Raw genomic sequence first — 25,525 nt, 5'->3', positions numbered from 1 at the left:
TAGTGTCCCCGCAGTGACCGATCGATGAGGAGATGGTGACCATGAGCGTCGGCTACGGACTCGGCAACCCCTCCAGCGCCTTCGGGGCGCGCGGGGTCACCAAGAGGATCGAGGCGGTACGCCGGCAGCTCCCCACCCGTGGTGACCGACTGCTGGACGTCGGCTGCGGGGACGGCACCTACACGGTGGAACTCGCCGAGGGGTTCGTGAGGGTGGACGCCGTCGACGTCGAACCCGCCCGCCTCGAAGACTTCGCCGCGCGTGTGGCCGGTACCGACCTGGAGGACCGGATCGGCCTGCACAAGATGTCGGCCGACGCACTCGCCTTCGACGCCAACACCTTCGACCGGGTCACCGCGTTCGAGGTGCTCGAACACCTCGACCACCTGGAGGAGAGTCTCGCCGAGATCCACCGGGTGCTCAAGCCCGGTGGGGCCTTCTCCATCACCACGCCCAACCGGTGGTTCCCGTTCGAGACCCACGGGGTCATGTGGGGAGAACGGCGCCGTTCCGCGCTGACCGTCCCGTTCCTGCCGTGGATCCGTCCGCTGCACGAGCGGATGTCGGACGCGCGGGCGTTCACCACCCAGGAGATGGGACGTCTGCTGCGTGACGCGGGCCTGCGGGTGCGGTCCATCGACTACCTCATGCCGCCGCTCGACCGCCGAATGCGGGCCCTCCAGCCCGTCTCGGACGGCCTGGAGGGCACCCCGGCACGGGTCTTCGGCATGGCGATGGTCGTCACCGCCGTCAAGCCGGGTCTCAATCCTTGAGGTGATCGGCCGCCCAGGAGCGCAGCTCCGCGGCGGCGTCCTCCTTGGCCATGGGGCCGTTCTCCAAGCGCAGTTCCAGCAGGAACCGGTACGCCTTGCCGATCAGGGGGCCGGGCTTGATGTCGAGGATCTCCTGGATCTCGTTGCCGTCCAGGTCGGGCCGGATCTTGTCCAACTCCTCCTGTTCGGCGAGTTCGGAGATGCGTCGCTCCATGTCGTCGTAGGAACGTGAGAGCGACGCGGCCTTGCGCCGGTTGCGGGTGGTGCAGTCCGCGCGCGTGAGGATGTGCAGCCGCTCCAGCTGGTCACCGGCGTCACGGGCGTAGCGGCGCACGGCGGAGTCGGTCCACTCCCCCTTGCCATAGCCGTGGAAACGAAGGTGCAGCGCGACGAGGGCGCCGACCTGGGTGATCACGTCCTTGGGGAAGCGCAGCGCGGTGAGTCGCTTGCGGCTCATGGAGGCGCCCACCACCTCGTGGTGGTGGAAGGTCACCCGGTTGCCGCCCTCGAAGGAACGGGTCTTGGGCTTGCCGATGTCGTGCAGCAGCGCGGCCAGGCGCAGAACCAGGTCGGGTTCGTGCCCACGGGAACGCTCCAGTTCCATGGCCTGGTCCAGGACGGTGAGCGAGTGCTCGTAGACGTCCTTGTGCCGGTGGTGCTCGTCGATCTCCAGGCGCATCTTGGGGATCTCCGGGAGCACGTACTCGGCGATGCCCAGGTCCACCATGAGTTCGATGCCCCGGCGCGGGTTCGGGCTGAGCATGAGCTTGGTGAGCTCGTCGCGGATGCGCTCCGCGGAGACGATGGAGAGCCGGTCCGCCATGTTCCGGGCGGCCTCGACCACCTCGGGAGCCAGTTCGAAGCCGAGCTGGGCGGCGAAGCGCACCGCTCGCATGATGCGCAGCGGGTCGTCGCTGAAGGAGTCCTCCGGGCGCCCCGGTGTGCGCAGGATCTTGGCCCGCAGGTCGGCCAGGCCACCGAAGGGGTCCACGAACTCGACGTCGGGCAGGCGCACCGCCATCGCGTTCACCGTGAAGTCGCGGCGCAGCAGGTCGTCGTGGATGTCGGTGCCGTAGGACACCTCGGGCTTGCGTGACTTGGGAGAGTAGTCCTCGCTGCGATAGGTGGTGATCTCCAGTTGGAGCCCCCTCTTGCGCAGACCCACCGTGCCGAACTCGATGCCGACGGTCCACACCGAGTCCGCCCAGCCATCGACCAGCTTCAGGATCTGCTGGGGTACGGCGTCGGTGGTGAGGTCCACGTCGTTGGAGACACGCCCGAGGAGAGCGTCGCGCACCGGGCCACCGACGAGGGCGAGTTGTTGGTCGTGCGCGGCGAAACGATCCCCGAGGTCCTCGGGGATCGGGCGGATCGAGTCGATCAACGCGGTGATCGCCGCCCGCTGCTCACCGGTCGGCTCGTTCACCACGGGCCGGGTAGGGGCGGTGTCGTTCTCACTCGAAAACTCTGTGTTCGGCACACCACGCAGATTAAGCGGCCTCGCGGGGTGACCGCGAATCGCCGACCTGCTCGCGTCGCCTCTGGCGCGTACCCCGCACCGGATGAAATGCTGTCCCCGCCACGCGCCGGGCGACCGGGCGCACCAGAACCCGGGTTCGGTGGACACGGTATCTTCTGGTGGAGTGGTGGCCCGTCACTTTCGTCCTGCGGCCACCGGCCCCGCCTCACGCCGAGCGCGCCGCGCGGGCACCCCGATCCGTCCCCGCCCCGTCACTTCACGGCCCCGGCGGGACGGACCCCTGGCCCCGAATCAGGAAACCGGTCAAGCGTTGCGTCGAACTGCTTCCGCGGCCGCGGTCATGGCCATGACCGCCGCGCTGCTTCCGATCCCGGCCACGCTCTCACCCGTCGCGGCGGAACCTGAGAACGAGGAGTCGGTGCCTCCGATCGTCGTGGACCGGATCACGCCGGACGCCATCGACGAGGACAGCACGCTACGCGTGTCGGGTGAGGTGACCAACGCCACCGACACCTCGATCGAGGACGTCACCGTCCGGATCCGTTACTCGCGGCACTCCTTCAACACCCGCGAGGAGATGGACGAGTTCGCCACCGGCGACGGCTGGCAGCCGGACGCGGAGGGACCGGAGAAGGAGTTCAAGGGCGCGTTGGAGCCCGACCAGGGCCTGGAGTACTCGCTCAGCACCCCGGCGGAGGATCTCGACCTGGGCTCCTACGGCGTGTACCCCATGGTCGTGGAGGCCCTGGACGGCGACGGCGAACAGTTGGGCGCTCAGTACACCTTCCTCCCCTACACCGGGAACGACGACGTCGACGAACTCGACCTGGCCTGGGTCTGGCCGCTGATGGACGAACCACAGCGCGCCGACGACGACACCTTCCTGAGCGAGGACCTGCACTCGTCCGTGACCGAGGAGGGGCGTCTGGGCCGTCTCCTGGCCGCCGGCGCCCAGGTCCCCCTGTCCTTCGATCCCGGCGACGAGGACCTCGTCGACGAGCTCGGCCTGGAGGAGGAGCCCACCGAGGACGAGCCCTCACCCGACGCCGAGAGCCCGACGGCCGAACTGTCCCCTGGCGAGGAGCCTCCCAGCGCGGAGCCCACCGAGGACGACGCCACCGCGGAGGAGCCCCCATCCCCCGAGGCGAGCGCGTCTCCGGAGGACGGCGCCACGGAGGCCCCGGACGCACCCGAGGAGACCGAAGGGGGCGAGGAGGACGAGGAGGAGACCCCCACGCGGACCGAGGGTGTCCCCATCACCTGGGCGATCGACCCTGGGACCATGGACGACGTCCTGCGCATCGCCGCGGAGGAACACGACGTCCTGGAGGATCTGCTGGAGGTCCCCGAGGGGGTCGAACCGGAACGCCACCAGCGCGCCGCCGACGTCCCCGCCCAGGTGTGGCTGCGCGAGGCCCGGCGGATCCTGCCCGCCGACACCGTCGTGACCACCCCGTACGCCAACACCGACCTGGTCGCGCTGTTGCGCAACGACCTGCACGTCGACGCCGACGCCTCCCTGACCCTGGCCCAGGAGGCGGTGCGCCGTTCCCTGGCGATGGAGCCCGACTCCAGGTACGCGTTCCCGGCCCGCGGTCTCATGGACGAGAACGTCCAGCAGCTGTACGCCTCACACGACGCCCACCGATTCATCCTGCGCGAATCGGCGATGCCGACCGCGTCCTGGCTCTCCACCACCCCCACCGCGCAGGCCCCCCTCCCGGCCGGTGAGGACGACGAGGACGACCCGTTCGCCCTGGTCGCCGACGCGGGCCTGACCGAGGTGCTGTCCATGCCCTCGCACGGCCCCGGTGAGTCCACCCTGGCCTTGCAACGGTTCGCCGCGGAGACCGCGATGATCGCGAGTGAGAACGTCGGCGGCGACCGTGTCGTGGTGGCCGCTCCCCCGGCCGGTTGGGACCCCGGCACGGGACTGGCGTCCGGCGTCCTCGAAGCCACCGAGGACCTACCGTGGCTCTCCCCCGAACGTCTGGACGAGGTCGAGCCGCCCTCCCAGGACGACCAGGAGGAGACCCGGTCGGGCCTGCGTTATCCGGACCGGGCCGCCGAACAGGAGCTCGGCTCCGGCTACCTCGGCGAGGTCGAGGACGTGAGTCGGGACGTGCGCCTGTTCAACAGCATCCTCGTCGGGGACAGCGACCCCTTCCGTCCGGCCATCGTGCGTCTGGAGTCGGTGTACTGGCGTGAGCGCGAGGCCCTGGCCGGGGCGACCCGTTCGGTGGTCGGTCAGTCGGTGCAGGAGCGGATGCAGGACGTGCGGGTCATCCCGGGCGAACCGGTGACCCTGGCCAGCAGCACCGGGATCACCGGTGTACTCGTCGCCAACGACCTGGAGGACGAGTCGGTCTACGTGCACCTGTCGATCTACTCGGAGAACGCCGAACGGCTCGGCATCGGCACCTACACGTCCGACTTCCAGATCGCCCCGGGCGCCAAGACGACCGTCTACGTGCCGCTCTCGGCGAGGATCAACGGGACCACCGCGGTCCACGTGAGCCTGCAGAACTCCAACGGTGAGCCGATCAGCCCGCAGGACACCGTGATCCAGGTGAACGCCACGGGTCTGGGCACACAGGCACTGCTCATCAGCGGGATCGGACTGCTGATCCTGGTCGCGGCCCTGGCCCCGAGGGCACTGCGCAAGTGGGCCCGCCGACAGGCCGCCAAGGCCGACGCGGCCGAGGGCGGCGCCCCTGACGGCGACAAGGACGACGAGGGCGACGCGGGCAACGAGGATGAAGAGGAACCGAGCGACGGCGAGGACGCGAGGTCCGAGCAGGACGCGAAGGACACCGAACCCGAGGACACGTCCCGTTCCGAGGACTCATCCGACTCCGAGGGCGAGTCCGTCCCCGAGGACACCGAACCCGGCGAGGACCGGTCGAATGACGGCGACACCCGCGCGTGAAGCCCGAAGCCGTGTCGACGAGATGACGGGGCGACATGACGACATGTCGCCCCGTCGACCTGTTCCCTTGTCCACACGTCACCACGCCCGCACCCCTCGCGAGGCTCCGGGCCCCGGAGTCGCGTCTCGATACCTCCGATGAAAGGAACCCTGATCCACGGTGGTCACCGAATCCCCTAACGGCGACGAACAACCCCCTCGTTACTCGCCGAGGCACAGTAAGCACTTCGACGGGTCCCTCCCGGGCGACAGCGCGACCCGGCCCTACCCGGGCTCGACGCCCTCCTCCGAGGATGGTGAGTTCCCCGAGCCCATGGACGCCCCACGCGACCCCGCGCCCGACGCCGAACCCGTGGCGGACAAGCCCGCGGCGGAGAAGGGCTCCGGCGGCATGATGCGTTCCAGCGCGATCATGGCCGTGGGCACCATGGCCTCCCGACTGACCGGATTCGCGCGGACCATCGTGCTCGCCGCGGCCATCGGAACCCACCTGCTCGGTGACGCCTACCACACGGCGCACACGATCCCCTTCATCCTGAACGACCTGCTCATCGGTGGCCTGATGGCCTCCGTGGTCATCCCGTTCCTGGTCAAGCGACGCAAGAACGACCTGGACGGTGGCAAGGCCACCGAGGACCGCCTGTTCACCTCGATGGTGCTGGCGTTGCTGGTGGTGACCACGGTCGCGATCCTGGCCGCCGAGGCTCTGATCTGGCTGTACGGTTCCCGGTTCACCCCGCTGCAGTTCGAGGCGTCCGTCTACCTGGCGCGTTTCCTGCTCTCGCAGATCTTCTTCGTTGGTCTGAGCGGCCTGCTCAGCGCGATGCTCAACACCCGGAACAAGTTCGGCGCCGCCGTGTGGGCTCCGGTGCTGAACAACGTCATCATCATGTGCGTGGCCGGGTTGTTCCTACTCGTGGCCGGGCCCGGGAAGACCCCCGACACGGTCACCGGTTCCGAGCTGACCCTGCTGGGCGCGGGCACCGCGGCGGGCATGGCCATGCAGGCCCTGGTCCTGTTCATCGCCCTGTCCCGCACCGGTTACCGGTGGCGTCCCCGGCTCGACCTGCGCGGCTCCGGGCTCGGCGAGGCGCTCCGAACCGCCGGCTGGATGATGCTCTACACCCTGCTCACCCAGGCCGGGCTGTGGATCACCACCAACATCGCCAACGCCGCCAACGTCGCGAGCATCGAAGAGGGCCTGGACGTGGGCGCGGGCATCAGCGCCTACAACCTGGCCTACCAGCTCTTCCAGTTGCCCTACGCGATCATCGCGGTCTCGCTGATCACCGTTCTCCTGCCCCGCATGAGTGCGCACGCCGACGATCGGAACTGGGACGCGGTCCGCTCGGACTTCTCCCGCACCCTGAGGATCTCCGCCTTCGTGCTGGTGCCGACCGCCTTCGCGGTCGCGATGTTCGCCGAGCCGCTGTCCATCCTGGCCTTCGCGCGCGGGTCGGTCTCGGTGGCCGACGCGGTCGCCATCGGCCAGATCCTCGCGGTGATGTCGCTCGGTCTGGTGCCGTTCACGGTCTTCCAGCTGATGCTGCGCGTCTTCTTCGCCATGGGCGACACGAAGACCCCCGCCCTCATCGGTGGCGCGAACCTCGCCGTGCACAGCGCGCTGGCACTGGTGGCCTACCTGCTGCTGCCGCCGAACATGGTCGTGGTCGGTGTCGCCTCGGGCTTCATGCTGTCGTTCCTGTCCGGTCTGACCATCGCCGGTCAGGTGATCAGTCGTCGTATCGGGGGACTTGACGGAAAGCACGTGCTTGGCACATTGTTGCGCCTGCACCTGGCCGTCATCCCCAGCATCGCGGCGGGCTTCGGTGTGCTCTGGTTCTTCGACGCCTACGTCGGTCCCGGTCTGTTCACCTACGTCGGCGCTCCCCTGGTGGGTTGCGTCGCCGGCGCCCTGCTCTTCCTCGTGTCCGCGCGCGTGCTGCGCGTGCCCGAACTGAGCGCCGCGGTGGAACTGATCCGCGGTCGGCTGCGTCGATGATGAACGTCCCCTTGTTCCGGCCCCGTACCCGCCGGCGCACGAACCCGTAGCCGCACTCAGTCAGAAAAGGACCGCCCGACGGTGTCCAGCGACAACCCCCGTCAGTACGCCGACGGTTCCCGGAACGGACCCGAGGACCCTCCGAAGCAACGCTCCGGTCGCCAGATGGTGATGCCGGAGGACGTGCTCGACGCGTATGAACGTTCAGAACCCCAGGGCGAACCCGAGACCGGTCTGAAGACCCTCCGGGATCCGAGCGACATCGGTGACGTGGGTACCGCGGACCGCGCCGGTATGGAGGACGGCGACGAGATCGGTGGTTCGTCCCACACCGGTCCGGGCAACATCGCCAAGTCGACCGCGATCATGGCGGTCGGCACGATCGCCTCGCGTGTGACCGGCTTCGTCCGGACCATCGTCCTGGCCGCCGCGATCGGCACCCAGCTGCTGGGCGACGCCTATCAGACCGCGGGCATGGTCCCGTACATGATCTACGACCTGCTCATCGGCGGGTTGTTGGCCAGTGTGTTCGTGCCGTTCCTGGTCAAGCGACGCAAGCTCGACCAGGACGGCGGCGACAAGACCGAACAGCGCCTGGTCACCCTGATGCTGCTCGGTCTGTTCGTGCTGACCCTGGTCTCGGTGCTGATCGCCGAGTGGTTCATCAGGATCTACGCGGGCGGGTTCAGCGGGGCGCAGTACGACGTCTCGGTGATCCTCGCCCGGTACCTGGTGCTGCAGATCTTCTTCATCGGCGCCAGCGGTCTGGCCAGCGCGATGCTGAACGCGCGGAACAAGTTCGGCGCCCCCATGTGGGCTCCGGTGCTGAACAACGTCGTGATCATCGGCATCTGCCTGTGGTTCCTGAGCATCGCCGGCCCGGGACGGACCCCGGAGACCATCACGCAGGGCGAGATCGCGCTGCTGGGCCTGGGGACCGCGCTGGGCCAGGTCGTGCAGGCCGCCGTGCTGATCTGGGCGCTGTTCGCGGCGGGCTTCCGCTGGCGGCCGCGTCTGGACCTGCGGGGTTCGGGCCTGAGCGAGGCGGCCGGCGCCGCCTCCTGGATGATGCTGTACATCGTGGTCGCGCAGGTGGGCGCCCTCGTCTCCACCAACGTCGCCACGCGCGCCGGGGCGATGTCGGCGGAGCTGGGTTACGACAGCGGATCGGGCATCGCGGCCTACAAGTTCGCCTCGATGCTGTTCCAGCTGCCGTACGCGATCATCGCGGTCTCGGTGATCACGGCGCTGCTGCCCCGAATGAGCGAACACGTCGCGGCCGGCCGCAAGGACCAGGTCCGCAGTGACTTCTCCCGGGGCTTCCGTCTCTCCTCGGTGTTGATCGTGCCGATCGCGGTGGCGATGATCGTCTTCGCCATCCCGTTCTGCGTGATGATCTACGCGCAGGGCAGCACCAGCGCCGAGGACGCCGCGGCCATCGGTCGGATCCTGATGGTCTTCTGCGTGATGTTGATCCCGTTCACGCTGTTCCAGCTACAGATGCGTGTCTTCTACGCGCTGGGCGACACCCGTACGCCCGCCCTGGTGGCGATCCCCTCGGAGATCACGCACGCCATCACCGGTGTCGCCCTGTTGTTCGTGTTCGCGGAGACCCCGCAGCACATCGTGGTGTGGTTGCCGGTCCCCTACGGCCTGTACTACATCGTGGGTTCGGCGATCATGTGGTACATCCTCCACAAGCGACTCAACGGCCTGGACGGGCGTCGCACCGTGGTCACCTTGTTCAAGTTGCACCTGGCCACCGTCCCCGCGGCCCTCTTCGGCATCCTGATGCTCGTGGTCTTCAATGGTCTGCCCGGTGATCTGTGGCCGGCTCTCTCCTCGATGGTGGCCGGAGGCCTGGTCGGTGCCGTACTGTTCGTGGTCTCGGCCAAGTTCCTCAATGTGTCCGAAGTCACATCCTTCCTGGATTTGCTCAAGACACGACTACGACGCCGCTGATCACCTGGAATGGATGACCTTGGGTAGTCGGATACGAATACGTCCAGGAAGGTCGATGGGTAATCAATGTCCTCCAAAGAGGCTGTTCACGCGTCCTAGCATGGACAGACACCGCTTTACCGCCAAAGCATCGTTCATCCGAGCTGCCCGAAGGGAGGCTGGGGACAGCAGACAGGGCCGATCCCCTCGTGTGAACCCGCATGGGAACCACGCGACTCAGCGGCACTGGCACCCGTCACTCCCATCATGAGCACCTTCCTGATCGAACCCGGGGCGAAGCTGGCCAACCGCTACCGACTCGACCACGTGGTGAGCGAGACCGGTGGTGCGACCCGGTGGAAAGCCACCGACGAGACGCTGGCGCGTCCGGTCGCCGTATGGACCTTCGCCGACGGTTTCCCCCGAACGTCAGAGGTCGTGCGAGCCGCCAGGGCCACCAGCCGTGTGCCCGACGCACGCGTGACCCAGGTCTTCGACGCCGACGACACCTCACCCATCCCCTATGTGGTCGAGGAGTGGGTCATCGGCTCCTCCCTGGCCGAACTGCTCCAGCAGGGCCCCATGGAGCCCGAACGCGCCGCGGGTCTGGTCGCCGAGGCCGCCGAGGCCATCGCCGCCGCCCACGCCAACGGTCTCCATCACCTTTGTCTGTCCCCCGGCAAGCTCATGTGGAGCAGCGGCGGAGCGGTCAAGGTCACCGGTATCGGGGTGGACGCCGCGCTGCTGGGCAGCAACGTCCCCCAACCCGGTGCCATCGACGCCCAGGGGCTGGGCAACCTGCTGTACGCGGCCCTCACCGGCTACTGGCCGGGCGGACCGCAGAGCGGCCTGCCCGGCGCCCCGCAAGGACCGATGGGCCCCTACCCTCCCGGTCAACTGCGTCAGGGCATCACCGAACAGCTCGCCACCATCACCACCCGCGCGGCCCTGCCGCAGCTGGTCGGTCAGATGGTGCCGGGCCCGCCCATCACCACCCCCGCGGAGTTCTGCGCGGCCCTGGCCGAGGTCCCCCGTCTCATCCCCCTGCCCGTGGCTCCGGCGGAGGCGGTCCCCCCGCCCGAACCCGGCACCTCCCGGCGCACGGGTGAGTTCGACACCACCACCGGTCCCCGTCGCAGCGCCCGCAACGGCTCCACCGCCGCGCGTTCGGGCGGGTCCCGGCCCCCGGCGGCCTCGCGAATGGAACAACGCGACTCCCGTGACCAGGGATCGTCGACCAAGCGCCTGCTCATCGGCGCCGTGGCCGTCCTGTTGTTCGCCGGTGTGGTCGCGGGCGCCTGGACACTCGGCACGAACCTGCGTTCGGGCTCCGGTGAAGAGGCCGACCCCAGCGCGGACGCCACCGAGGACGTCGTCGACAGCGCCGAACTGGAGGTCCTCCCCATCGCCGCGTCCGACGGGTTCGACCCGCTCGGTGACGGCAGCGAACACGGGGACAAGGCGGGGCTCGCGCACGACGGCGACCCGAGCACCCAGTGGAACACCGAGGGCTACAAGGACCCGATGGGCACCGAGAAGGCCGGCGTCGGTCTGCTCATCGACCTGGGTTCGGCCAAGGAGGTACACGAGCTCGACCTGATCACGCCCGACAAGGACTTCGGTATGCAGATCCGGGTCGGTGACGACGTCTCCGCCACGGACCCGGCGGCCCTCGACGCCGCCCTTCCCGTCGCCTGGGAGGGCTCGGTCAACGGCTCGGAGACGGTGCAGCTCGAAGAGAGCGTGACCGGACAGTACGTCGTGGTCTGGTTCGTCGAACTACCCGCGGACGGCGACCGCTACCGTGGAAGCGTCAACGAGGTCGAGGTACGCGGACTCTAGTTCTCTCTAGTCGTGGGGTATGTGATCAGCGCTGATGGAAGCGGCCCAGGAGCTCCCTGACAAGGAGCTGTTGTCCAGGCACGCTCAGGGTGACGAGCAGGCGTTCGCGGTACTGGTTCGCCGACACCGTGAGCGCCTCTGGGCTGTCGCCATCCGGATGATGCATGACCCCGAGGAAGCGTCCGACGCCCTTCAGGACGCCTTCCTTTCGGCCTTCCGCGCCGCGGATCGATTCCGAGGTGAGTCCCAGGTCACCACCTGGCTGCACCGGATCGTGGTGAACGCGTGCCACGATCGGCTCCGGCGCAGGAAGGTCCGGCCGGCCACCCCCACCGAGGACGAGACGCTCGACGTCATCTCCAACGAACGACTCGGCCGGACCGGCGGCGCCCCCGACCACGCCTCCCAGACCGAGTCCCGCCTGGACGTGCACGCCGCCCTCGAACAACTGCCCTTGGACCAGCGCATGGCACTGACCCTGGTGGACATGCTCGGGTACCGGGTCGACGAGGCCGCCGACATCCTCGAAGTCGCCACCGGCACGGTCAAGAGCAGATGTGCGCGAGGTCGCGCCAAACTACTTCCTTCCCTGGCTCATCTAAGGAACCCTGGACTTCCCCGAGACGTCACATCTGGGAGAGGAGGTGCCAACCCATCGTGACGTCCCATCCTGAGGTGGAGGCACTCGCCTTCTTCGCCGAGGACCTTCTGGAACCCGACGAGGAACGCTCTGTCGCCGACCACATCGAGACCTGCGCCATCTGCGCGACCACCATCGACGAACTCGCCGGGGTCACCCGCGTGCTCGCCGATGTCCCGGCGCCCACGATGCCGCAGGACGTCGCCGACCTCCTCGACGGTCGGATCTCCGAGGCCGTCTCCGAACGCACGGACGTGGACCGGCCCACCGGTGAACGCGACACCACACCCCCGACGGCATCGGACGCGCCCGCGTCCGTCACCCCGATCAACCGGAAGCGACGCGGTTTCGGTCTGCCCAAGCTCCTCATGGTGGCCGCCGCTTCGGTGTTCGTCATCGGTGCCGGCACAGCGGTGATCGGAAACCTGATGTCCGATGAACCGGACATGGGAGCGGCCTCCCAACTGTCGGAGGACACCGCGACCGAGAGCGCCCCGGACACCGCCCAGTCCTACTCCGCGGAGAGTGTGGCCAGCGGCACCGTCTACACCGAGGACGGTCTCACGACGCAGGCCTCCGAGGTCCTGGACCGGGCCGGGGACGACGGCATGGGCGTCAAGTCGGAGGAATCGGCGAAGTTGCCCCAGGGGGCGCGGGAATGCGTCGCCCACGTGGAGGCGACCACCGACTCCCACGTCACCCTGGTCGACGACGCCCAATGGGAAGGGCCCGAGGGCACCGACCGCGCCTGGGTCCTGTTCATCCGAAGCGGTGAGGGTGTCGACGTGCTCGTGGTCGACCCGACCTGCGCTCGCGGCGGTGACCTGGACTCGGCCGTCCTCGCCGAGGGAAACCTCTAACGGACTACCGCGGTGCGGGTCCGCCTTCTCCGGGGCGGACGAGGCCGCTCTCATAGGCGACCACGACCAGACCCACCCGGTCCCGTACCCCGAGCTTGGCCAGCAGTCGACCCACGTGGGTACGTGCCGTGGCCGGGCTGAGGTGGAGCTCGCCACCGATCTCCTGGTTGGACATGCCCCGACCGACGAGGGCGAGGACCTCGCGTTCCCGGTCGGTGACGCCGGCCAGGCGTTCGTCCGCGTTCGGCGGGGGTTCCACCCGTGCCAGACGTTCGACGACCCGACGGGTCACCCCCGGGGACAGCAGGGCGTCGCCCGCGGCGACCGTTCGGACCGCCTCGCGCAATTCCCGGGGGCCGGCGTCCTTGAGGAGGAACCCGGCGGCACCCAGGCGCAGCGCCCCGAACACGTTGTCGTCCTCCCCGAAAGTGGTGAGCACCACCACCCGGGTGTCGACATGTCGGCGCCCCGACGTGTCGACACGTCGACGTTCCAGCTCCCGCAGCACGCCCAGACCATCCACCGCGGGCATCTGCAGATCCAACAGCAGCACGTCCGGGCGGAAGCGGTCGAGTTCGACCAGGGCCGCGCGCCCATCGGAGGCCTCCGACACCACCTCGATGTCGCCGTCCCGTTCCAACAGCGCCCGCACCCCGGCCCGCACCAGTGGCTGGTCGTCGGCCAACAGCACCCGGATCACACGCCACCTCCGACCGGCAGACGAACACCGACACGGAAACCGCCGGTGGGCACCGCCTCGAACGCCATGGTCCCCTCCGCCATACGCACCCGTTCCCTCATCCCCGTCAGTCCGCTCCCCTCCCGCACCGGCACCTCCATGGTCCTCCCGTCGTCGGTCACCGTGACGACGAGTTCGTCACCGTCGCGTTCCAGGAGCACTTCGGCGCGGCGAGCCCGCGCGTGCCGCAACGTGTTGGTCAGCGCCTCCTGGATCACCCGGTAGGCGGTCGCGTCGACCAACGCCGTCAGCCCCTCCCCCGCGGAACCCGACACCCGCACCGTCAGTCCCGCGTCGCGCACCGATTCCACGAGCCCCTCCAGGTGGGCCAGCCCCGCGATCGGTTCGACCTCCGCTCCCGGCTCGCGCAGGGCCCGGACCGTGGAGCGCAGGTCGCGCAACCCCTCACGGGACGCCTGGGTGACGTGGGCCAGTTCGTCACGAGCGGTGGACAGGTCGGCCTCCTCCCCCTCCTCCAACGCCTCGGTGGCGACCGCGGCGTGCAGCGAGACCACGGACAGGTGGTGCCCCACCGCGTCGTGCAGGTCCCTGGCGATCCTGGTACGTTCCCGCGCCAGCAGTTCGGCGGCCTCGGCGTCCCGCGCCTGGGCGTCCAGCACGGCGATCCGTTCCCGCTGCCGTACCCCCTCGCGACGTTGTCTGGCGCCGTCCCCGAGCGCGATCGCCGCGCCCATGACCGCGACCGTGGACGCGAGTTCGTACCCGAGCAGGTAGGCGACGTCCTGGCCCTGTCCTAGGCGGGCCAGGGTCGACACCACGAGGAGAGCGATCGAACTCCCGGCCGCCCACTCCGTCCTCCCCGCCTCGGCGGCCGAGTACAGGGCTCCGGCCGCGGGGATCGCCAGTCCGATCGTCGGCAGTTCGATGACGTAGTTGCCGATGACCAGGACGCAGGTGGCCAGAAGGACCATCACGGGCGCTCGTCGGCGCAACAACATGAGCGCGCCGAGCACAAGGGCCATCACGTAACCCAGGGCCTGATTCCCCTCACCGCCGACATCCGCTCCGACCGCGATCGCCACCACGGCGAACACGGCGAAGCCGAACAGGACGTCGACGACGAGACCTTGGCGGGTGGACTGTTCCGGCATGCGTCGATTCTAGGGAGCGGGGACTCCCTCGCCCGTAGGTCCACGGACGCGCGTCGGTACGCGTTCCGACGTACGAACGAGAGCCCCCGCGCAGACGCCGACGAGGGGGTGCGCAATCCAGGATCGATGTCGTCGGGACACATCGACGACGCCAAGCACATCGACCTGTGAGGTACCCATGCGGCAGCACACCCCGTCCACGCCACAAGGACTGTTCTCCGGCATCACGTGGCCCCTCGTTCTGGGTCTGGGGGCGCTCGCCCTGGTCCGGCCCCTGCTGCGCATCACGGGTATCGCCGACGCCTTCGCCCAAGGCCCCTTGGTCCCCGTGGCCACGACCGTCCTCATCACCGTGTCGTGGGTCGCGGCGGTCCTGATCGCGCGGGTCCCGCGCCCCTTCCTCACCCTCGTCCACACCGGTGTGGCCTACGGGGTCTTCGCCATCGCGCTGAGCGCGGTCCTGTCGCCCCTCCTCGACGGGCGGCTCCAGGGGCCGCTCACCAATCCTTTCGCCCTGGTGATGGTGCTCGTGCTGAACGCCGCCTGGGGTGCGGTGGCGGGTGGGATCGCCCTTGGGATCCGAGGTCTGACCGGAGGCGGCGTCGAACGCTGAGACCCATGCCCACCCCGCGAGCAGGACGGATGTCTCGGAGGGAATGCGGTGCGCCTACCATCGGTTGTGCTAACCATCTTCCCTCCGGTCACGTCACCGTGGCCAGGAAAGCCGACTGCTTGAAGGGCCTACCAGCGTGAGCGACGTCCGCAATGTCATCATCATCGGTTCCGGTCCGGCGGGGTACACCGCCGCCGTCTACGCCGCCCGGGCCGAGCTGCGCCCGCTGGTCTTCGAAGGTTCGATCACCGCCGGCGGCGCGCTGATGAACACCACCGACGTGGAGAACTTCCCCGGTTTCCCGGACGGCATCATGGGCCCCGACCTCATGGACAACCTGCGCAAGCAGGCCGAGCGTTTCGGTGCGGAGCTGGTCCCCGAGGACGTCACCGAGGTCGAGCTGAGCAAGCCCGTCAAGGAGGTCACCGCCGGGGGCGAGACCTTCCTTGCGCACACCGTCATCCTGGCCACCGGTTCCGGCTACCGCGAGTTGGGCGTGCCCGGCGAGAAGGAACTCTCGGGCCGGGGCACCTCCTGGTGCGCCACCTGTGACGGCTTCTTCTTCCGCGACCAGGACATCGCCGTGGTCGGCGGTGGCGACACCGCGATGGAGGAGGCCCTGTTCCTCACCCGCTTCGCCAAGTCCGTGACGGTGATCCACCGCCGCGACGAACTGCGCGCCAGCAAGATCATGGTCGAGCGCGCCTTCGCAAACGACAAGATCAGGTTCGTCTGGGACACCGAGGTCGTCGAGGTCCTCGGTGAGGAGCGGGTCAGCGGCCTCAAGGTCCGCAACCGCAAGAGCGGCGAGGAGAGCGTCCTTGACGTGACGGGCCTGTTCGTCGCGATCGGCCACGACCCGCGGGTTGAGCTCTTCAAGGGCCAGATCGAACTCGACGGGGAGGGTTACGTGAAGGCGGACTTCCCCTCCACCCGGACCAACCTCGCGGGTGTCTTCGCCGCGGGCGACGTGGTCGACCACCAGTACCGCCAGGCGATCACGGCCGCGGGCACCGGCTGCTCCGCCGCGCTGGACGCCGAGCGTTACCTCGCCGAACACGGCAACTGACCCTCCACCCACCCGGTTTCGTCGAACCAAGGAGAACCAAGAAGTGTCGACCGTCAAGAACGTCACCGACGCCACCTTCAAGGAGGAGGTCCTCGCCAGCGACAAGCCCGTGCTGGTGGACTTCTGGGCCGACTGGTGCGGCCCCTGCAAGCAGATGGCCCCGGTCCTGGACAAGCTGGCCGAGGAATACGGCGACAAGATCGAGGTCGTCAAGATCAACACCGACCAGAACCCCGAGACGCCGCGCGCCTACAACGTCATGTCGCTGCCGACCATGAACGTCTACAAGGACGGCAAGGTCGTCAAGCAGCTCATCGGCGCCAAGCCGAAGCGGGTCCTGGAGAAGGAGCTCGGCGAGTTCCTTTAACCGACCCCACGAAAGGCCCTCAGGTGACACCTGGGGGCCTTTCGTCGTCTTCGGCGACCCGCGTACGAACCGACCCGCGCCGGTCGCCCCAGGGGGACCCTGGCGCTTCGAGCACCTTCGAGGCCGTTCGCGTTTCACGTGAAACATCTCGGAAGCGGGGGGCGCGTGTTTCACGTGAAACACGCGCCCCCGAAGACGCCTCGACGGCGCCCCTCGAACACGAACGAGGGCGGTGTTTCACGTGAAACACCGCCCTCGGATCACGCCCCCGCTCGGTCACGAGGGTGGCGCCATCACGGTTCGATCTGCTTGATGATCCGCTCCAGGTCCTCCATCGTCGCGAACTCCACGACGATCTTGCCCTTCTTCCGGCCGATGTCCACCTTCACGGTGGTGTCGAGCCGGTCCCCGAAACGGGACGCCCACTCCTCGACCTGAGGCGGGTTGGAGATGCGCCCGGCGGACCGGCGCGCCTTCTCCGCGTCATCGATGTCATGACCCTTGCGGCGCAGGGCGACGATCTCCTCCAACGTACGGACCGAGAGGCCCTCGTTGTTGACCCGATCGGCCAGACGTTCCTGAGCCTCCGGGTCATCGATCGACAGAAGCGCTCGGGCGTGCCCGGCGCTCAGCACCCCGGCCGCCACCCACCTCTGCACCTTCCCCGGGAGGCGCAGCAGACGCAACGTGTTGGAGATGTGCGACCGCGACTTGCCCACGCTCTGGGCCAACTCCTCCTGAGTGGTCCCGAAGTCGTCCAGCATCTGTTGGTAGGCGGCCGCTTCCTCCAGCGGGTTGAGCTGCTGCCGGTGCAGGTTCTCCAGCAACGCCTCCCGGAGGAGTTCGTCGTCGTTGGTCCTACGAACGATCGCCGGCACCCGGTCCAGACCCGCGGACTTGCTCGCCCGGAACCGCCGCTCCCCCATGATCAGCTCATAGCGAGGATCCTTCCCGCCCTGGAGCTTGCGGACCACGATGGGCTGGAGCAGACCCACCTCGACGATGGAGTCCCTCAGTTCTTCGAGGGCCTCCTCGTCGAAGTGGATACGCGGCTGCCGGGGGTTCGGCGTGATCGAGGTGAGCGCGATCTCGTCGATGTAGGTGCCGTCGGGGAGTTCGTTGGGGGCTTCGACCACCGCGGGTTCGGGGGTGGTGGGTTTGGTGGGCGCGGGTGCCTCCGGGACACTCTCCACCGGCGCGGGGGCCGCCGGCCCCTGCGGGATGAGCGCCCCCAATCCCTTGCCCAGTCCGCGCCGCTGCTGGCTCACCGGCAATTCCCTTCACAATCCTTGTACTGATCCGACCGACCGACGGCCGGGATGTTTCACGTGAAACGGTCGCCGTCAGCCGGCGCTGATCCCCTCCGCGCGGTGGGCGATCTCGCGCGCCGCCCCAAGGTAGGCCACCGCACCGGTGGATGTGGGGTCGTAGGTCATGACCGACTGCGCGTAGCTCGGCGCCTCCGAGACACGGACACTTCTCGGCACCAACGTCTTCAGGACCAGGTCCCCGAAGTGCGAACGCACCTCCTCGGCCACCTGTTGGGACAAACGGGTACGCCCGTCGTACATCGTCAGCAGGATGGTGCTTATCGACAGCCCGGTGTTGAGGTGGGACTTGACCAACTCGACGTTGCGCAGCAACTGACCGAGCCCCTCCAACGCGTAGTACTCGCACTGGATCGGGATCATGACCTCATCGCAGGCGACCATCGCGTTGACCGTCAGCAGGCCGAGCGAAGGCGGGCAGTCGATGAGGATGTAGTCGAGGTCCGTGGTGTCGTAGGCGGCGAAGGCACGCTTGAGACGTGCCTCGCGAGCCACGAGCGAGACCAACTCGATCTCCGCGCCGGCCAGGTCGATGGTGGCCGGGGCACACCACAGGTTCGGGATGTCCGGCACCGGCTGGGCGAGCTTGCGGATCTCCTCGTCCTCCACCAGGCAGTGGTAGATGGATCGAGTCTGGGCGTCACGTTCCATGCCCAGAGCGGTGGACGCGTTCCCCTGTGGGTCGAGGTCGACCACGAGGACGCGCTGTCCATGCATGGCGAGGGCGGCGGCGATGTTCACCGTCGTGGTGGTCTTGCCGACGCCCCCCTTCTGGTTGGCGACGCTGATGATGCGACAGGTCTTGGGGCGAGGCCAGGCGTCTTCGTGTCCTTGGCCGGCCATGGCCGCACGGGCCACCTGCGCTATGGGCGTTTCGGGTGCGACGGCGTGCGTGGCCCCCCATGTTTCACCTGAAACAGGGGACTGGCCCACCGCTGGTTCCGGCGATGTTTCACGTGAAACATCGAGCAGGTCTCCATAAGCACCCGCCGGTGTTTCACGTGAAACGCCGGCGTCGTCGGCTGGATTGTGGGGCACGAATGAGTTCACCTCTTCCGTCCGCGCTTCTTCTTGCCGCCCCGTCTCTTCTTCTGTGAACCTTCGGACGGGGACGGACCACCCTCGGATGTCACCGTGACGCGAACGACCGTGGTAGCGGGATCGACCTTACCCCGCCCCACCCTGATCACATCGCAGACGCTAGGCCGCATTTTCGAAACGTCTTGTTCCGCCTCCGCGAGTTCGGCCTCAGCCTGCTCCCCCTTGAGGGCCAACAGGCTGCCGTTCTTGCGCAGCAGAGGCAACGACCAACCCGCCAGACGTGCCAGCGGCGCGACCGCACGAGCGGTGACGAAGTCGGTGTACAACTCGCCACGCACCTCCTCGGCACGCCCGCGGAGCACCGTCACATTGTCCAGGCCGAGTATCTCGACGGCCTCCTCCAGGAAGACCGTCCTTCGCAGCAGCGGCTCCAGGAGGGTCATCCGGATGTCGGGGCGCAGCAGCCCGATCACCAGCCCGGGCAGTCCGGCACCCGATCCGACGTCGACCACCTCCGCCCCCTCCGGGATCAACTCCTCAACGACAGCGCAGTTGATGAGATGCCGCTCCCATAGACGGGGCACCTCGCGCGGGCCGATCAGCCCTCGGCGCACGCCATCGTCGGCGAGCAGTTCAGCGAAACGGATCGCCACGGGCAGGCTGTCGCCGAACACCTCCACCGCCTGTGAGGAGGGTACGGGGGGCGTAGCGCCGGTCTCCTCAGCGCCCGAGGTCATCGGTCACCACCTGTCGGAACTCGTCCATCGTCACTTCCATGAACCATTGATCGCCTTGTCGACCTGTCCACAGGTCGACGGCGAGTGGGACGCACGGCGGATCACGGCAGTCCGCGCGTACAGGGCTCTCCCACCGATGGATCGCGCTGGGCGCGGAATCGGGGTCGTCCTCGCACTGCCGAGGACGGGACGACTCGTGGGGAAGGCCCCGGGGACGATCCTATGTGTGAGGCGCCCCCGGGTTTCACGTGAAACACATCCCCTGGGCCACCCGAATCGAGGGAAGATACCTGAGCAAGGCTCCGGAGCCCTCCCCCGGACATACGTCGGGGGCGATGTTTCACGTGAAACATCGCCCCCGAGGATGCGGCTTCCGGTCAGTCCGCCGGACGCACCACCACGTAACGGTTGGGCTCCTCGCCCTCCGACTCACTGCGCAGACCGGCGGCGGCGACCGCGTCGTGCACGACCTTGCGCTCGAACGGGGTCATCGGCTCCAGCGAGTGGGACTCACCGGAATCCTTGACCTTGTTCGCCGCGTCGGTGCCGATCTGGAAGAGCACCTTGCGGCGACCCTCCCGGTATCCACCGATGTCCAGCATGAGCCGGCTGCGCTCACCGGTCGCCCGGTGCACCGCGAGACGGGTCAGCTCCTGGAGCGCTTCCAGGACCTCACCCTCATCACCGATCAGCTCGTCCAGGGTGGCACCGACGACAGAGACCATCGCACGGTCGCCCTCGACGTCCATGTCGATGTCGCCGTCGAAGTCCGCGATGTCGAGGAGACCCTCGATGTAGTCCGCGGCGATGTCGCCCTCGTTCTCCAGGGCCTCGATATCGATACCGGCCTCGGGTGCCTGGGCCACCGCTACACCGCCGTTCTCTTCCTCGCTACGTCCCACAGCGTTCCCGTCTCCTCATATCCGTCGGTCCCTGGCCGTCGTACGCCTCAGGGGCATTGTCGCCTGCGCACTCGAAAGTCGCCGCGGCCGACACGAAACAGGGGTCCCTACTTGGATCCACCGCTGCGCTTGGAGCGCGTCTGCTTCTTCGGCTGCTTGCGTTCGATCTTAGGCTGTTCCGTCGGCTCCGGAGCGGTTTCGGCGACCTTCTTACGCCCGAGCATGCCCTTGGCCGAACCCTTGGTGGAGTTGCCCTTCGCAGCCGGGGCCTCCTCGCCCGGAACCGGCTGGTTCCGGTACAGGAAGTGCTGCTGCACCATGGTCCACACGTTGGAGGTCACCCAGTAGACCAGAACACCGATCGGCATCATGAGACCGAAGAGCCCGAAGAGGGGCGCCATGTACATCATGATCTTCTGGGTCTGCATCATCGGGTTGTCGGGCTGCTGCGCGATGCTCCGCTTGATGCTCTGACGCATGGTCAGGAACGTCGTCGTGCCCATCAGTACACAGGCGATGGCGATGACGATCTTCGCCATGATGGGGTCGGTGGCCCCCAGCTCGGCGAGGTCCTCGGGCGAGGTGTTGAACTGGGCCGCGATGGGCGCGTGGAAGATCAGCGCCTCACGAGCGCTGTCGACCAACTCCTGGGTGAAGCCGAACTGCACCTTGCCCTCGGCCACACCACGCAGCACGCTGAACAGGGAGAAGAACACCGGCATCTGGAGCAGCAACGGGAGGCAGCCCATGATGGGGTTGGTGCCGCTCTCCTGGTACAGCTTCATCGACTCCCGCTGGAGTCGCTCCTTGTCGTGCTTGTAGCGCTCCCGAAGCTTGGCGATCTTCGGTTGCACTTCCTGCATCTTGCGCTGCGTGTTCATCTGCTTGACGAACAGCGGCACCATCAGGAGACGCATGATGGCGGTCAGCAGCACGATGGACAGGCCCCAGGCCCACCCACTGTCGGGGTCCAGACCAACGAGGGCCAGACCCGAGTGGATCCAGACCAACACGTGGCCGATGATGTTGTAAAGCCAGTCGAGCACCGGCCAACTCCTCGGTGATTCGGTTCAGCTACTGGTCCCCGGAAGCGGTGCCGGTCTGCCCGGTTCCGCCCGTAGACTCCTCGGACTCCTCGTTCCGGCGCCCTCGGGGCGGCGGAACCGGATCAAGTCCTCCGGGGTTGAAGGGATGACAACGGGCGATACGCCTGACGGCGAGCCACCACCCGTACAACGCTCCGTGCACGCGCAACGCCTCGACGGCGTACGCACTACACGAAGGATAGAAGCGACAGACCGGTGGAAAGAGCGGGCTGATGAAACGCTGATACCCGCGGATCGGCAGGATCCACAACCGTGCGAACGCCGTCGGTCTGTGCTCGGTCATCGGCTCGTCCACCGTTCTGCGCCCTCGTCGGGGCGGCGGTTCCCGTCTGTTCCGCTGATCGCGGGGGCGCTCGTGGCGGGCTTTCGCCCACCACGGCCGCCCCGGCCTCGCGAGGCCCCACGGGGTCGCTGGGCCGCGGCGATCGCGCTGTCGAGTCGTACCGCCAGGTCCTCCTGGCGCAGCTGGGCGGCGAGAGGTTTGGCACGTACTACCAGCAGGCTACCGTTTGGCAGAACACCCAATCGTTCCCGCATCAGGTGGCGCAGTCTGCGTTGTACGCGCTTGCGCACCACCGCTCCCCCGACGGCCTTGCTCACGACGAAACCGATCCGTGGCGGATCCGTCCGCTCGGAGGTCCCCGCGAAGTCGGAACGCTTCGGAGCGAGGTAGACCACGCCCAGGGCGTCGCTCGAAGCGCGTCGCCCCGAACGCATGACCGATCCGAACTCGGTGCTGTGACGCATCCGGTTCCGTGGCGACAACATCGGCGTTCCTCCGGGAGGGGTGCGGGCACCACCGGACCTCACACTCGGAACGGCCGGCGTGCCACACGACAAAGGGACCGGCCGGCGAGAAGGCCGGACGGTCCCAGTGAAGACTTGAGGCTTCGCGTGGCCTAGTGGCTCACGGTCAGCGCGGAGCGTCCCTTACGACGACGCGAGGCGATGATGGCGCGACCGGCGCGCGTACGCATGCGCAGCCGGAAGCCGTGGACCTTCGCGCGACGCCGGTTGTTCGGCTGAAACGTACGCTTGCTCACTACTGGCTCCAGGGGCGTGTCAGGAAAATGCTACGACAGACCCCCCATGATATGCGGGGCCTTACAGTGCGTTTGCCGAGGCCGCGACGTCGTGTGGATGAACACACACGAGCGCAGGCAGAATCAACGGCATAAGCATAAAGAAGATACGACCTGGTCGGGTCGGGGTCAAATCAGACCCGTCCTCGCCGGTCCGGGTCCACCGGAACAGGGCGCCGGGGGCGGTGTCGGGCACCACTGGGCGCCGATCGCCCACACGCCTGTGGACAAGTGGGCGCCCACAGGGCGGGAGGGTTCCACAAGGGGTGAGGGTTGTGGATAACCTCAGCCTGTGGATAACTTGCCGGCGGCACCCACCAAGGGCTCGAAAATCCTGCGGGCGGATGCCATGCACACGCCCTGACCTGCAAATTGTGGATAACTTCCGGCTGTGCACGGTCGACTGCCATCCTGTGGATAAACCTGTGCACAACGTGTGGACAACTGCGAGAACCTGTGGATACCCGGAGGTAGTCAAAGCCTTGGCGACCCACCGGCGAACGAGTTGTCCACAGGGTGGTTCCGGACGAGAAGTCCGGTTTCCCATCGGAGGTCCTGCCCCGACACCTCCCCCAGGGGAGGACAATGGAAGCAGTGGCCCCCGGACCCACGCACGGAAGTGACACGCAACACCCACTCCCCCGTCCCCTCAACGCCTCCGAGCAACCCACCCGAATAGATTCGCATCGAAGGGACAGCAACCATGGCAGGTCACCTTGGCTGACGCACAGGTCAACCTCGCAATGGTCTGGTCGAGCGTGTTGGACGGGATCGACAACGACGCCCTCCCCGCCCACCAGCGCGCCTGGCTGCCTCAAACCCGTCCACTGGGCCTGATCGAGGACACCGCACTGATCGCGGCGCCCAACGAGTTCACGAAGAAGGTCCTGGAGAGCCGTCTCTACCCGGCGATCAGCAAGGCGCTCTCCGCACACCTGGGGCGGGAGATCCGGGTCGCGGTGACCGTCGACCCCACCGCCGTGCCCACTCCGCCTCCGACCCCGACCTCCCCGGGCCACTATGGCGGCCCGGACCGGTTCCCCGTGGGCCGGGACCAGCCCCGACCCACCCCCGGTCCCCCGCCGTCGAACCCGAACCCGCAGCAGGGACCGCAGGCGTACCAAGAGCCCCGCGGACAGCACGCGCGGCCGGCCTCACCACACCCGGCCGAGGCACTGGGCGCCCACACTCCCGGCCAGGGCACCGAGCAGGCCGACCTGCTCGGCTCGGACCAGCCGCGTGTAGGCCCCCGGTACGACCCCGCACCCGAAGCCTGGGCGGCCACAGCCACCGGTGAGCCCCGGCGGCAGGAGTACCCGGCGCGGCATCATGGCGTACCCCCGGCCGCCCCCGGACCCGACTCCCCGCCGGCGGCCGCTTCTCCCGTGTCCGAGGGCCACACGGAACCGGCCGCCGGGCCCCCCGCGTCCTGGGGTTCCTCCAGCGGCTGGCCCACCCAGGAACAGCTGTGGCAACAGCAGGGGTGGGGTGAGGCCGGCTGGGAGCAGCCCAACCGCTGGGAGACCCCGGCTCAGGAGGCCCCCGTCGCCCCGGAACCGGCCGATCTCCCCACCGCCCCGGCCCCCGAGCCGACACCTTCCGCGGCTCCACGCCCGGAGGGTTCCGAGAAGTCCGCCGAACCTGCACCCGCGCCGCCCGAGAGGGACCTCACAGCCTCCCCGAAGTCTCCGCCGGGGCGGTCCCCCGAGATCCCACCGGGTGACTACGCGCGCCTGAACCCGAAGTACACCTTCGACACCTTCGTCATAGGGTCCAGCAACCGGTTCGCGCACGCGGCTTCGGTGGCCGCGGCGGAGGCACCCGCCAAGGCGTACAACCCGCTGTTCATCCACGGCGGTTCCGGGCTGGGCAAGACCCACCTGCTGCACGCCATCGGCCACTACACCCACCGGCTCTACGAGGGCTCGCGGGTGCGCTACGTCAGCTCCGAGGAGTTCACCAACGAGTTCATCAACTCGATCCGGGACGGCAAGGCGGACGGGTTCCGTCGCCGTTACCGGGACATCGACGTGCTCCTGGTGGACGACATCCAGTTCCTGGAGAACAAGGAGCAGACGCAGGAGGAGTTCTTCCACACCTTCAACACGCTGCACAACTCCGACAAGCAGATCGTCATCTCCAGCGATCGTCCGCCCAAGCAGCTGACGACGTTGGAGGACCGGATGCGCAGCCGGTTCGAGTGGGGACTGCTCACCGACGTCCAGCCCCCCGAGCTGGAGACGCGCATCGCCATCCTGCGGAAGAAGGCCGCGCAGGAGGGGTTGGCGGCGCCGCCGGAGGTGCTGGAGTTCATCGCCAGCAAGATCTCGACCAACATCCGCGAGCTAGAGGGCGCGCTGATCCGCGTCACCGCCTTCGCCAGCCTCAACCGGCAGTCGGTCGACCTGGACCTGACCGGACAGGTACTGCGTGACCTGGTGCCCAACAGCGAGGTCCCCGAGATCACGGCGAGCTCGATCATGTCCCAGACCGCCGCCTACTTCGGGTTGAGTCTGGAGGACCTGTGCGGGACCTCGCGTTCGCGGGTGCTGGTGACGGCCCGACAGATCGCGATGTACCTGTGCCGTGAGCTGACGGACCTGTCGCTGCCCAAGATCGGCCAGCAGTTCGGCCGAGACCACACCACCGTCATGCACGCGGACCGCAAGGTCCGGGCCCTGATGGCCGAGCGCCGGTCGATCTACAACCAGGTGCACGAGCTCACCAGCCGGATCAAGGACCAGCCCACGCTGACCTGACCGCCTGGCGACGTGTCGACAAGGGGACACGTACATAAGGAGAGAAGAGGGGTACCGCCGAGCGGTGCCCCTCTTCTCTCGTTCGTGCCCGCCCCGGCACGCCGTCGACCTGTCGACCCGTGCACAGGTCGACAGGTCGACTCGACGAGCCCGCTTCCGGGCGATCCACAGCCTCCACGGCCCCAAGGAAGCGCCCCACAGAG

22 protein-coding genes are annotated in these 25,525 nt (G+C 68.1%); 11 read left to right on the top strand and 11 right to left on the bottom strand.

Annotated elements, in window-relative coordinates; all coding sequences use genetic code 11:
* Positions 1 to 41 precede the first annotated feature (41 nt).
* Positions 42 to 773, top strand: a complete 732-nt coding sequence (locus ABZ717_RS12410; protein WP_358508707.1) for a class I SAM-dependent methyltransferase — start codon at positions 42 to 44, stop codon at positions 771 to 773.
* On the opposite strand, the gene ABZ717_RS12405 is transcribed toward ABZ717_RS12410, so the two are convergent.
* Entirely contained in the window at positions 763 to 2,253 is a 1,491-nt protein-coding gene (locus tag ABZ717_RS12405; protein ID WP_358508705.1) for a CCA tRNA nucleotidyltransferase, read from the bottom strand. The genes ABZ717_RS12410 and ABZ717_RS12405 overlap by 11 nt on opposite strands.
* A 310-nt stretch (positions 2,254 to 2,563) precedes the next feature.
* On the opposite strand from ABZ717_RS12405, the gene ABZ717_RS12400 reads away from it, so the two are divergent.
* From ABZ717_RS12400 to ABZ717_RS12375, 6 genes are all read left to right on the top strand, one after another.
* A complete protein-coding gene (locus ABZ717_RS12400) occupies positions 2,564 to 5,182 on the top strand; it encodes a DUF6049 family protein (RefSeq protein WP_358508703.1) in 2,619 nt (872 codons plus the stop codon).
* Between the two features lie 160 nt (positions 5,183 to 5,342).
* Positions 5,343 to 7,184, top strand: coding sequence for a murein biosynthesis integral membrane protein MurJ (murJ, locus tag ABZ717_RS12395; RefSeq protein ID WP_358508701.1), 1,842 nt, complete (start codon positions 5,343 to 5,345; stop codon positions 7,182 to 7,184).
* 165 nt (positions 7,185 to 7,349) lie between these two features.
* The gene (murJ, locus tag ABZ717_RS12390) at positions 7,350 to 9,146 is read left to right on the top strand and encodes a murein biosynthesis integral membrane protein MurJ (RefSeq protein WP_358508741.1); all 1,797 of its coding nucleotides are present in this window, start codon (positions 7,350 to 7,352) and stop codon (positions 9,144 to 9,146) included.
* A 246-nt stretch (positions 9,147 to 9,392) separates the two neighbouring features.
* Entirely contained in the window at positions 9,393 to 10,967 is a 1,575-nt protein-coding gene (locus ABZ717_RS12385; protein ID WP_358508699.1) for a protein kinase family protein, read from the top strand.
* Between the two features lie 34 nt (positions 10,968 to 11,001).
* Entirely contained in the window at positions 11,002 to 11,628 is a 627-nt protein-coding gene (gene sigM, locus ABZ717_RS12380; RefSeq protein WP_358508697.1) for an RNA polymerase sigma factor SigM, read from the top strand.
* Positions 11,625 to 12,467, top strand: a complete 843-nt coding sequence (locus ABZ717_RS12375; RefSeq protein ID WP_358508695.1) for a hypothetical protein — start codon at positions 11,625 to 11,627, stop codon at positions 12,465 to 12,467. Before sigM ends, ABZ717_RS12375 begins: the two co-directional genes overlap by 4 nt.
* 4 nt (positions 12,468 to 12,471) lie before the next feature.
* On the opposite strand, the gene ABZ717_RS12370 is transcribed toward ABZ717_RS12375, so the two are convergent.
* Both ABZ717_RS12370 and ABZ717_RS12365 read right to left on the bottom strand, forming a co-directional pair.
* Complete coding sequence (locus ABZ717_RS12370) at positions 12,472 to 13,167, bottom strand: response regulator transcription factor (protein ID WP_358508693.1); 696 nt, start codon at positions 13,165 to 13,167, stop codon at positions 12,472 to 12,474.
* Positions 13,164 to 14,318, bottom strand: a complete 1,155-nt coding sequence (locus ABZ717_RS12365; protein WP_358508691.1) for a sensor histidine kinase — start codon at positions 14,316 to 14,318, stop codon at positions 13,164 to 13,166. Before ABZ717_RS12365 ends, ABZ717_RS12370 begins: the two co-directional genes overlap by 4 nt.
* 178 nt (positions 14,319 to 14,496) lie before the next feature.
* Between ABZ717_RS12365 and ABZ717_RS12360 the strand changes: the two genes are divergently transcribed.
* The 3 genes from ABZ717_RS12360 (at position 14,497) to trxA (ending at position 16,367) form a co-directional block, all read left to right on the top strand.
* The gene (locus tag ABZ717_RS12360; RefSeq protein ID WP_358508689.1) at positions 14,497 to 14,931 is read left to right on the top strand and encodes a hypothetical protein; all 435 of its coding nucleotides are present in this window, start codon (positions 14,497 to 14,499) and stop codon (positions 14,929 to 14,931) included.
* Positions 14,932 to 15,067: 136 nt separating this feature from the next.
* A complete protein-coding gene (trxB, locus tag ABZ717_RS12355) occupies positions 15,068 to 16,000 on the top strand; it encodes a thioredoxin-disulfide reductase (protein WP_358508687.1) in 933 nt (310 codons plus the stop codon).
* Between the two features lie 43 nt (positions 16,001 to 16,043).
* Complete coding sequence (gene trxA / locus ABZ717_RS12350) at positions 16,044 to 16,367, top strand: thioredoxin (protein WP_358508685.1); 324 nt, start codon at positions 16,044 to 16,046, stop codon at positions 16,365 to 16,367.
* A 293-nt stretch (positions 16,368 to 16,660) separates the two neighbouring features.
* On the opposite strand, the gene ABZ717_RS12345 is transcribed toward trxA, so the two are convergent.
* From ABZ717_RS12345 to rpmH, 8 genes are all read right to left on the bottom strand, one after another.
* The gene (locus ABZ717_RS12345; protein ID WP_358508683.1) at positions 16,661 to 17,635 is read right to left on the bottom strand and encodes a ParB/RepB/Spo0J family partition protein; all 975 of its coding nucleotides are present in this window, start codon (positions 17,633 to 17,635) and stop codon (positions 16,661 to 16,663) included.
* A gap of 75 nt (positions 17,636 to 17,710) precedes the next feature.
* On the bottom strand, positions 17,711 to 18,538 hold the full coding sequence (locus tag ABZ717_RS12340; RefSeq protein ID WP_358508739.1) for an AAA family ATPase: 828 nt from the start codon (positions 18,536 to 18,538) through the stop codon (positions 17,711 to 17,713).
* Between the two features lie 203 nt (positions 18,539 to 18,741).
* The gene (rsmG, locus tag ABZ717_RS12335; RefSeq protein WP_358508681.1) at positions 18,742 to 19,473 is read right to left on the bottom strand and encodes a 16S rRNA (guanine(527)-N(7))-methyltransferase RsmG; all 732 of its coding nucleotides are present in this window, start codon (positions 19,471 to 19,473) and stop codon (positions 18,742 to 18,744) included.
* A gap of 377 nt (positions 19,474 to 19,850) precedes the next feature.
* Positions 19,851 to 20,339: a R3H domain-containing nucleic acid-binding protein gene (locus ABZ717_RS12330; protein WP_358508737.1), complete on the bottom strand. Its 489-nt coding sequence runs from the start codon at positions 20,337 to 20,339 to the stop codon at positions 19,851 to 19,853.
* Positions 20,340 to 20,482: 143 nt separating this feature from the next.
* A complete protein-coding gene (gene yidC, locus ABZ717_RS12325) occupies positions 20,483 to 21,421 on the bottom strand; it encodes a membrane protein insertase YidC (RefSeq protein WP_358508680.1) in 939 nt (312 codons plus the stop codon).
* A gap of 28 nt (positions 21,422 to 21,449) precedes the next feature.
* Positions 21,450 to 21,764: a membrane protein insertion efficiency factor YidD gene (gene yidD / locus ABZ717_RS12320; protein WP_084392256.1), complete on the bottom strand. Its 315-nt coding sequence runs from the start codon at positions 21,762 to 21,764 to the stop codon at positions 21,450 to 21,452.
* Positions 21,761 to 22,249: a ribonuclease P protein component gene (rnpA, locus tag ABZ717_RS12315; protein WP_358508677.1), complete on the bottom strand. Its 489-nt coding sequence runs from the start codon at positions 22,247 to 22,249 to the stop codon at positions 21,761 to 21,763. Before rnpA ends, yidD begins: the two co-directional genes overlap by 4 nt.
* 131 nt (positions 22,250 to 22,380) lie before the next feature.
* A complete protein-coding gene (gene rpmH / locus ABZ717_RS12310) occupies positions 22,381 to 22,524 on the bottom strand; it encodes a 50S ribosomal protein L34 (RefSeq protein WP_033303406.1) in 144 nt (47 codons plus the stop codon).
* Between the two features lie 755 nt (positions 22,525 to 23,279).
* Here rpmH and dnaA point away from each other — a divergent pair.
* The gene (gene dnaA / locus ABZ717_RS12305; protein ID WP_358508675.1) at positions 23,280 to 25,322 is read left to right on the top strand and encodes a chromosomal replication initiator protein DnaA; all 2,043 of its coding nucleotides are present in this window, start codon (positions 23,280 to 23,282) and stop codon (positions 25,320 to 25,322) included.
* Positions 25,323 to 25,525 lie beyond the last annotated feature (203 nt).

It is taken from the genome of Nocardiopsis sp. NPDC006832, assembly GCF_040635885.1.
Taxonomy (GTDB): domain Bacteria; phylum Actinomycetota; class Actinomycetes; order Streptosporangiales; family Streptosporangiaceae; genus Nocardiopsis.
The sequence above is the reverse complement of the archived record's forward strand: the minus strand, read 5'-3'. Positions and strand labels throughout refer to the sequence as shown.

Bases quoted from the DNA above. Each gene is read 5' to 3' on its own strand.
- murJ (WP_358508741.1), top strand. From the start codon at position 7,350: ATGGTGATGCCGGAGGACGTGCTCGACGCGTATGAACGTTCAGAACCC.
- ABZ717_RS12360 (WP_358508689.1), top strand. From the start codon at position 14,497: ATGCGGCAGCACACCCCGTCCACGCCACAAGGACTGTTCTCCGGCATC.
- yidD (WP_084392256.1), bottom strand. From the start codon at position 21,764: ATGACCGAGCACAGACCGACGGCGTTCGCACGGTTGTGGATCCTGCCG.
- ABZ717_RS12385 (WP_358508699.1), top strand. From the start codon at position 9,393: ATGAGCACCTTCCTGATCGAACCCGGGGCGAAGCTGGCCAACCGCTAC.
- ABZ717_RS12365 (WP_358508691.1), bottom strand. From the start codon at position 14,318: ATGCCGGAACAGTCCACCCGCCAAGGTCTCGTCGTCGACGTCCTGTTC.
- sigM (WP_358508697.1), top strand. From the start codon at position 11,002: ATGGAAGCGGCCCAGGAGCTCCCTGACAAGGAGCTGTTGTCCAGGCAC.
- rnpA (WP_358508677.1), bottom strand. From the start codon at position 22,249: ATGTTGTCGCCACGGAACCGGATGCGTCACAGCACCGAGTTCGGATCG.
- ABZ717_RS12410 (WP_358508707.1), top strand. From the start codon at position 42: ATGAGCGTCGGCTACGGACTCGGCAACCCCTCCAGCGCCTTCGGGGCG.
- ABZ717_RS12340 (WP_358508739.1), bottom strand. From the start codon at position 18,538: ATGGCCGGCCAAGGACACGAAGACGCCTGGCCTCGCCCCAAGACCTGT.
- rsmG (WP_358508681.1), bottom strand. From the start codon at position 19,473: ATGACCTCGGGCGCTGAGGAGACCGGCGCTACGCCCCCCGTACCCTCC.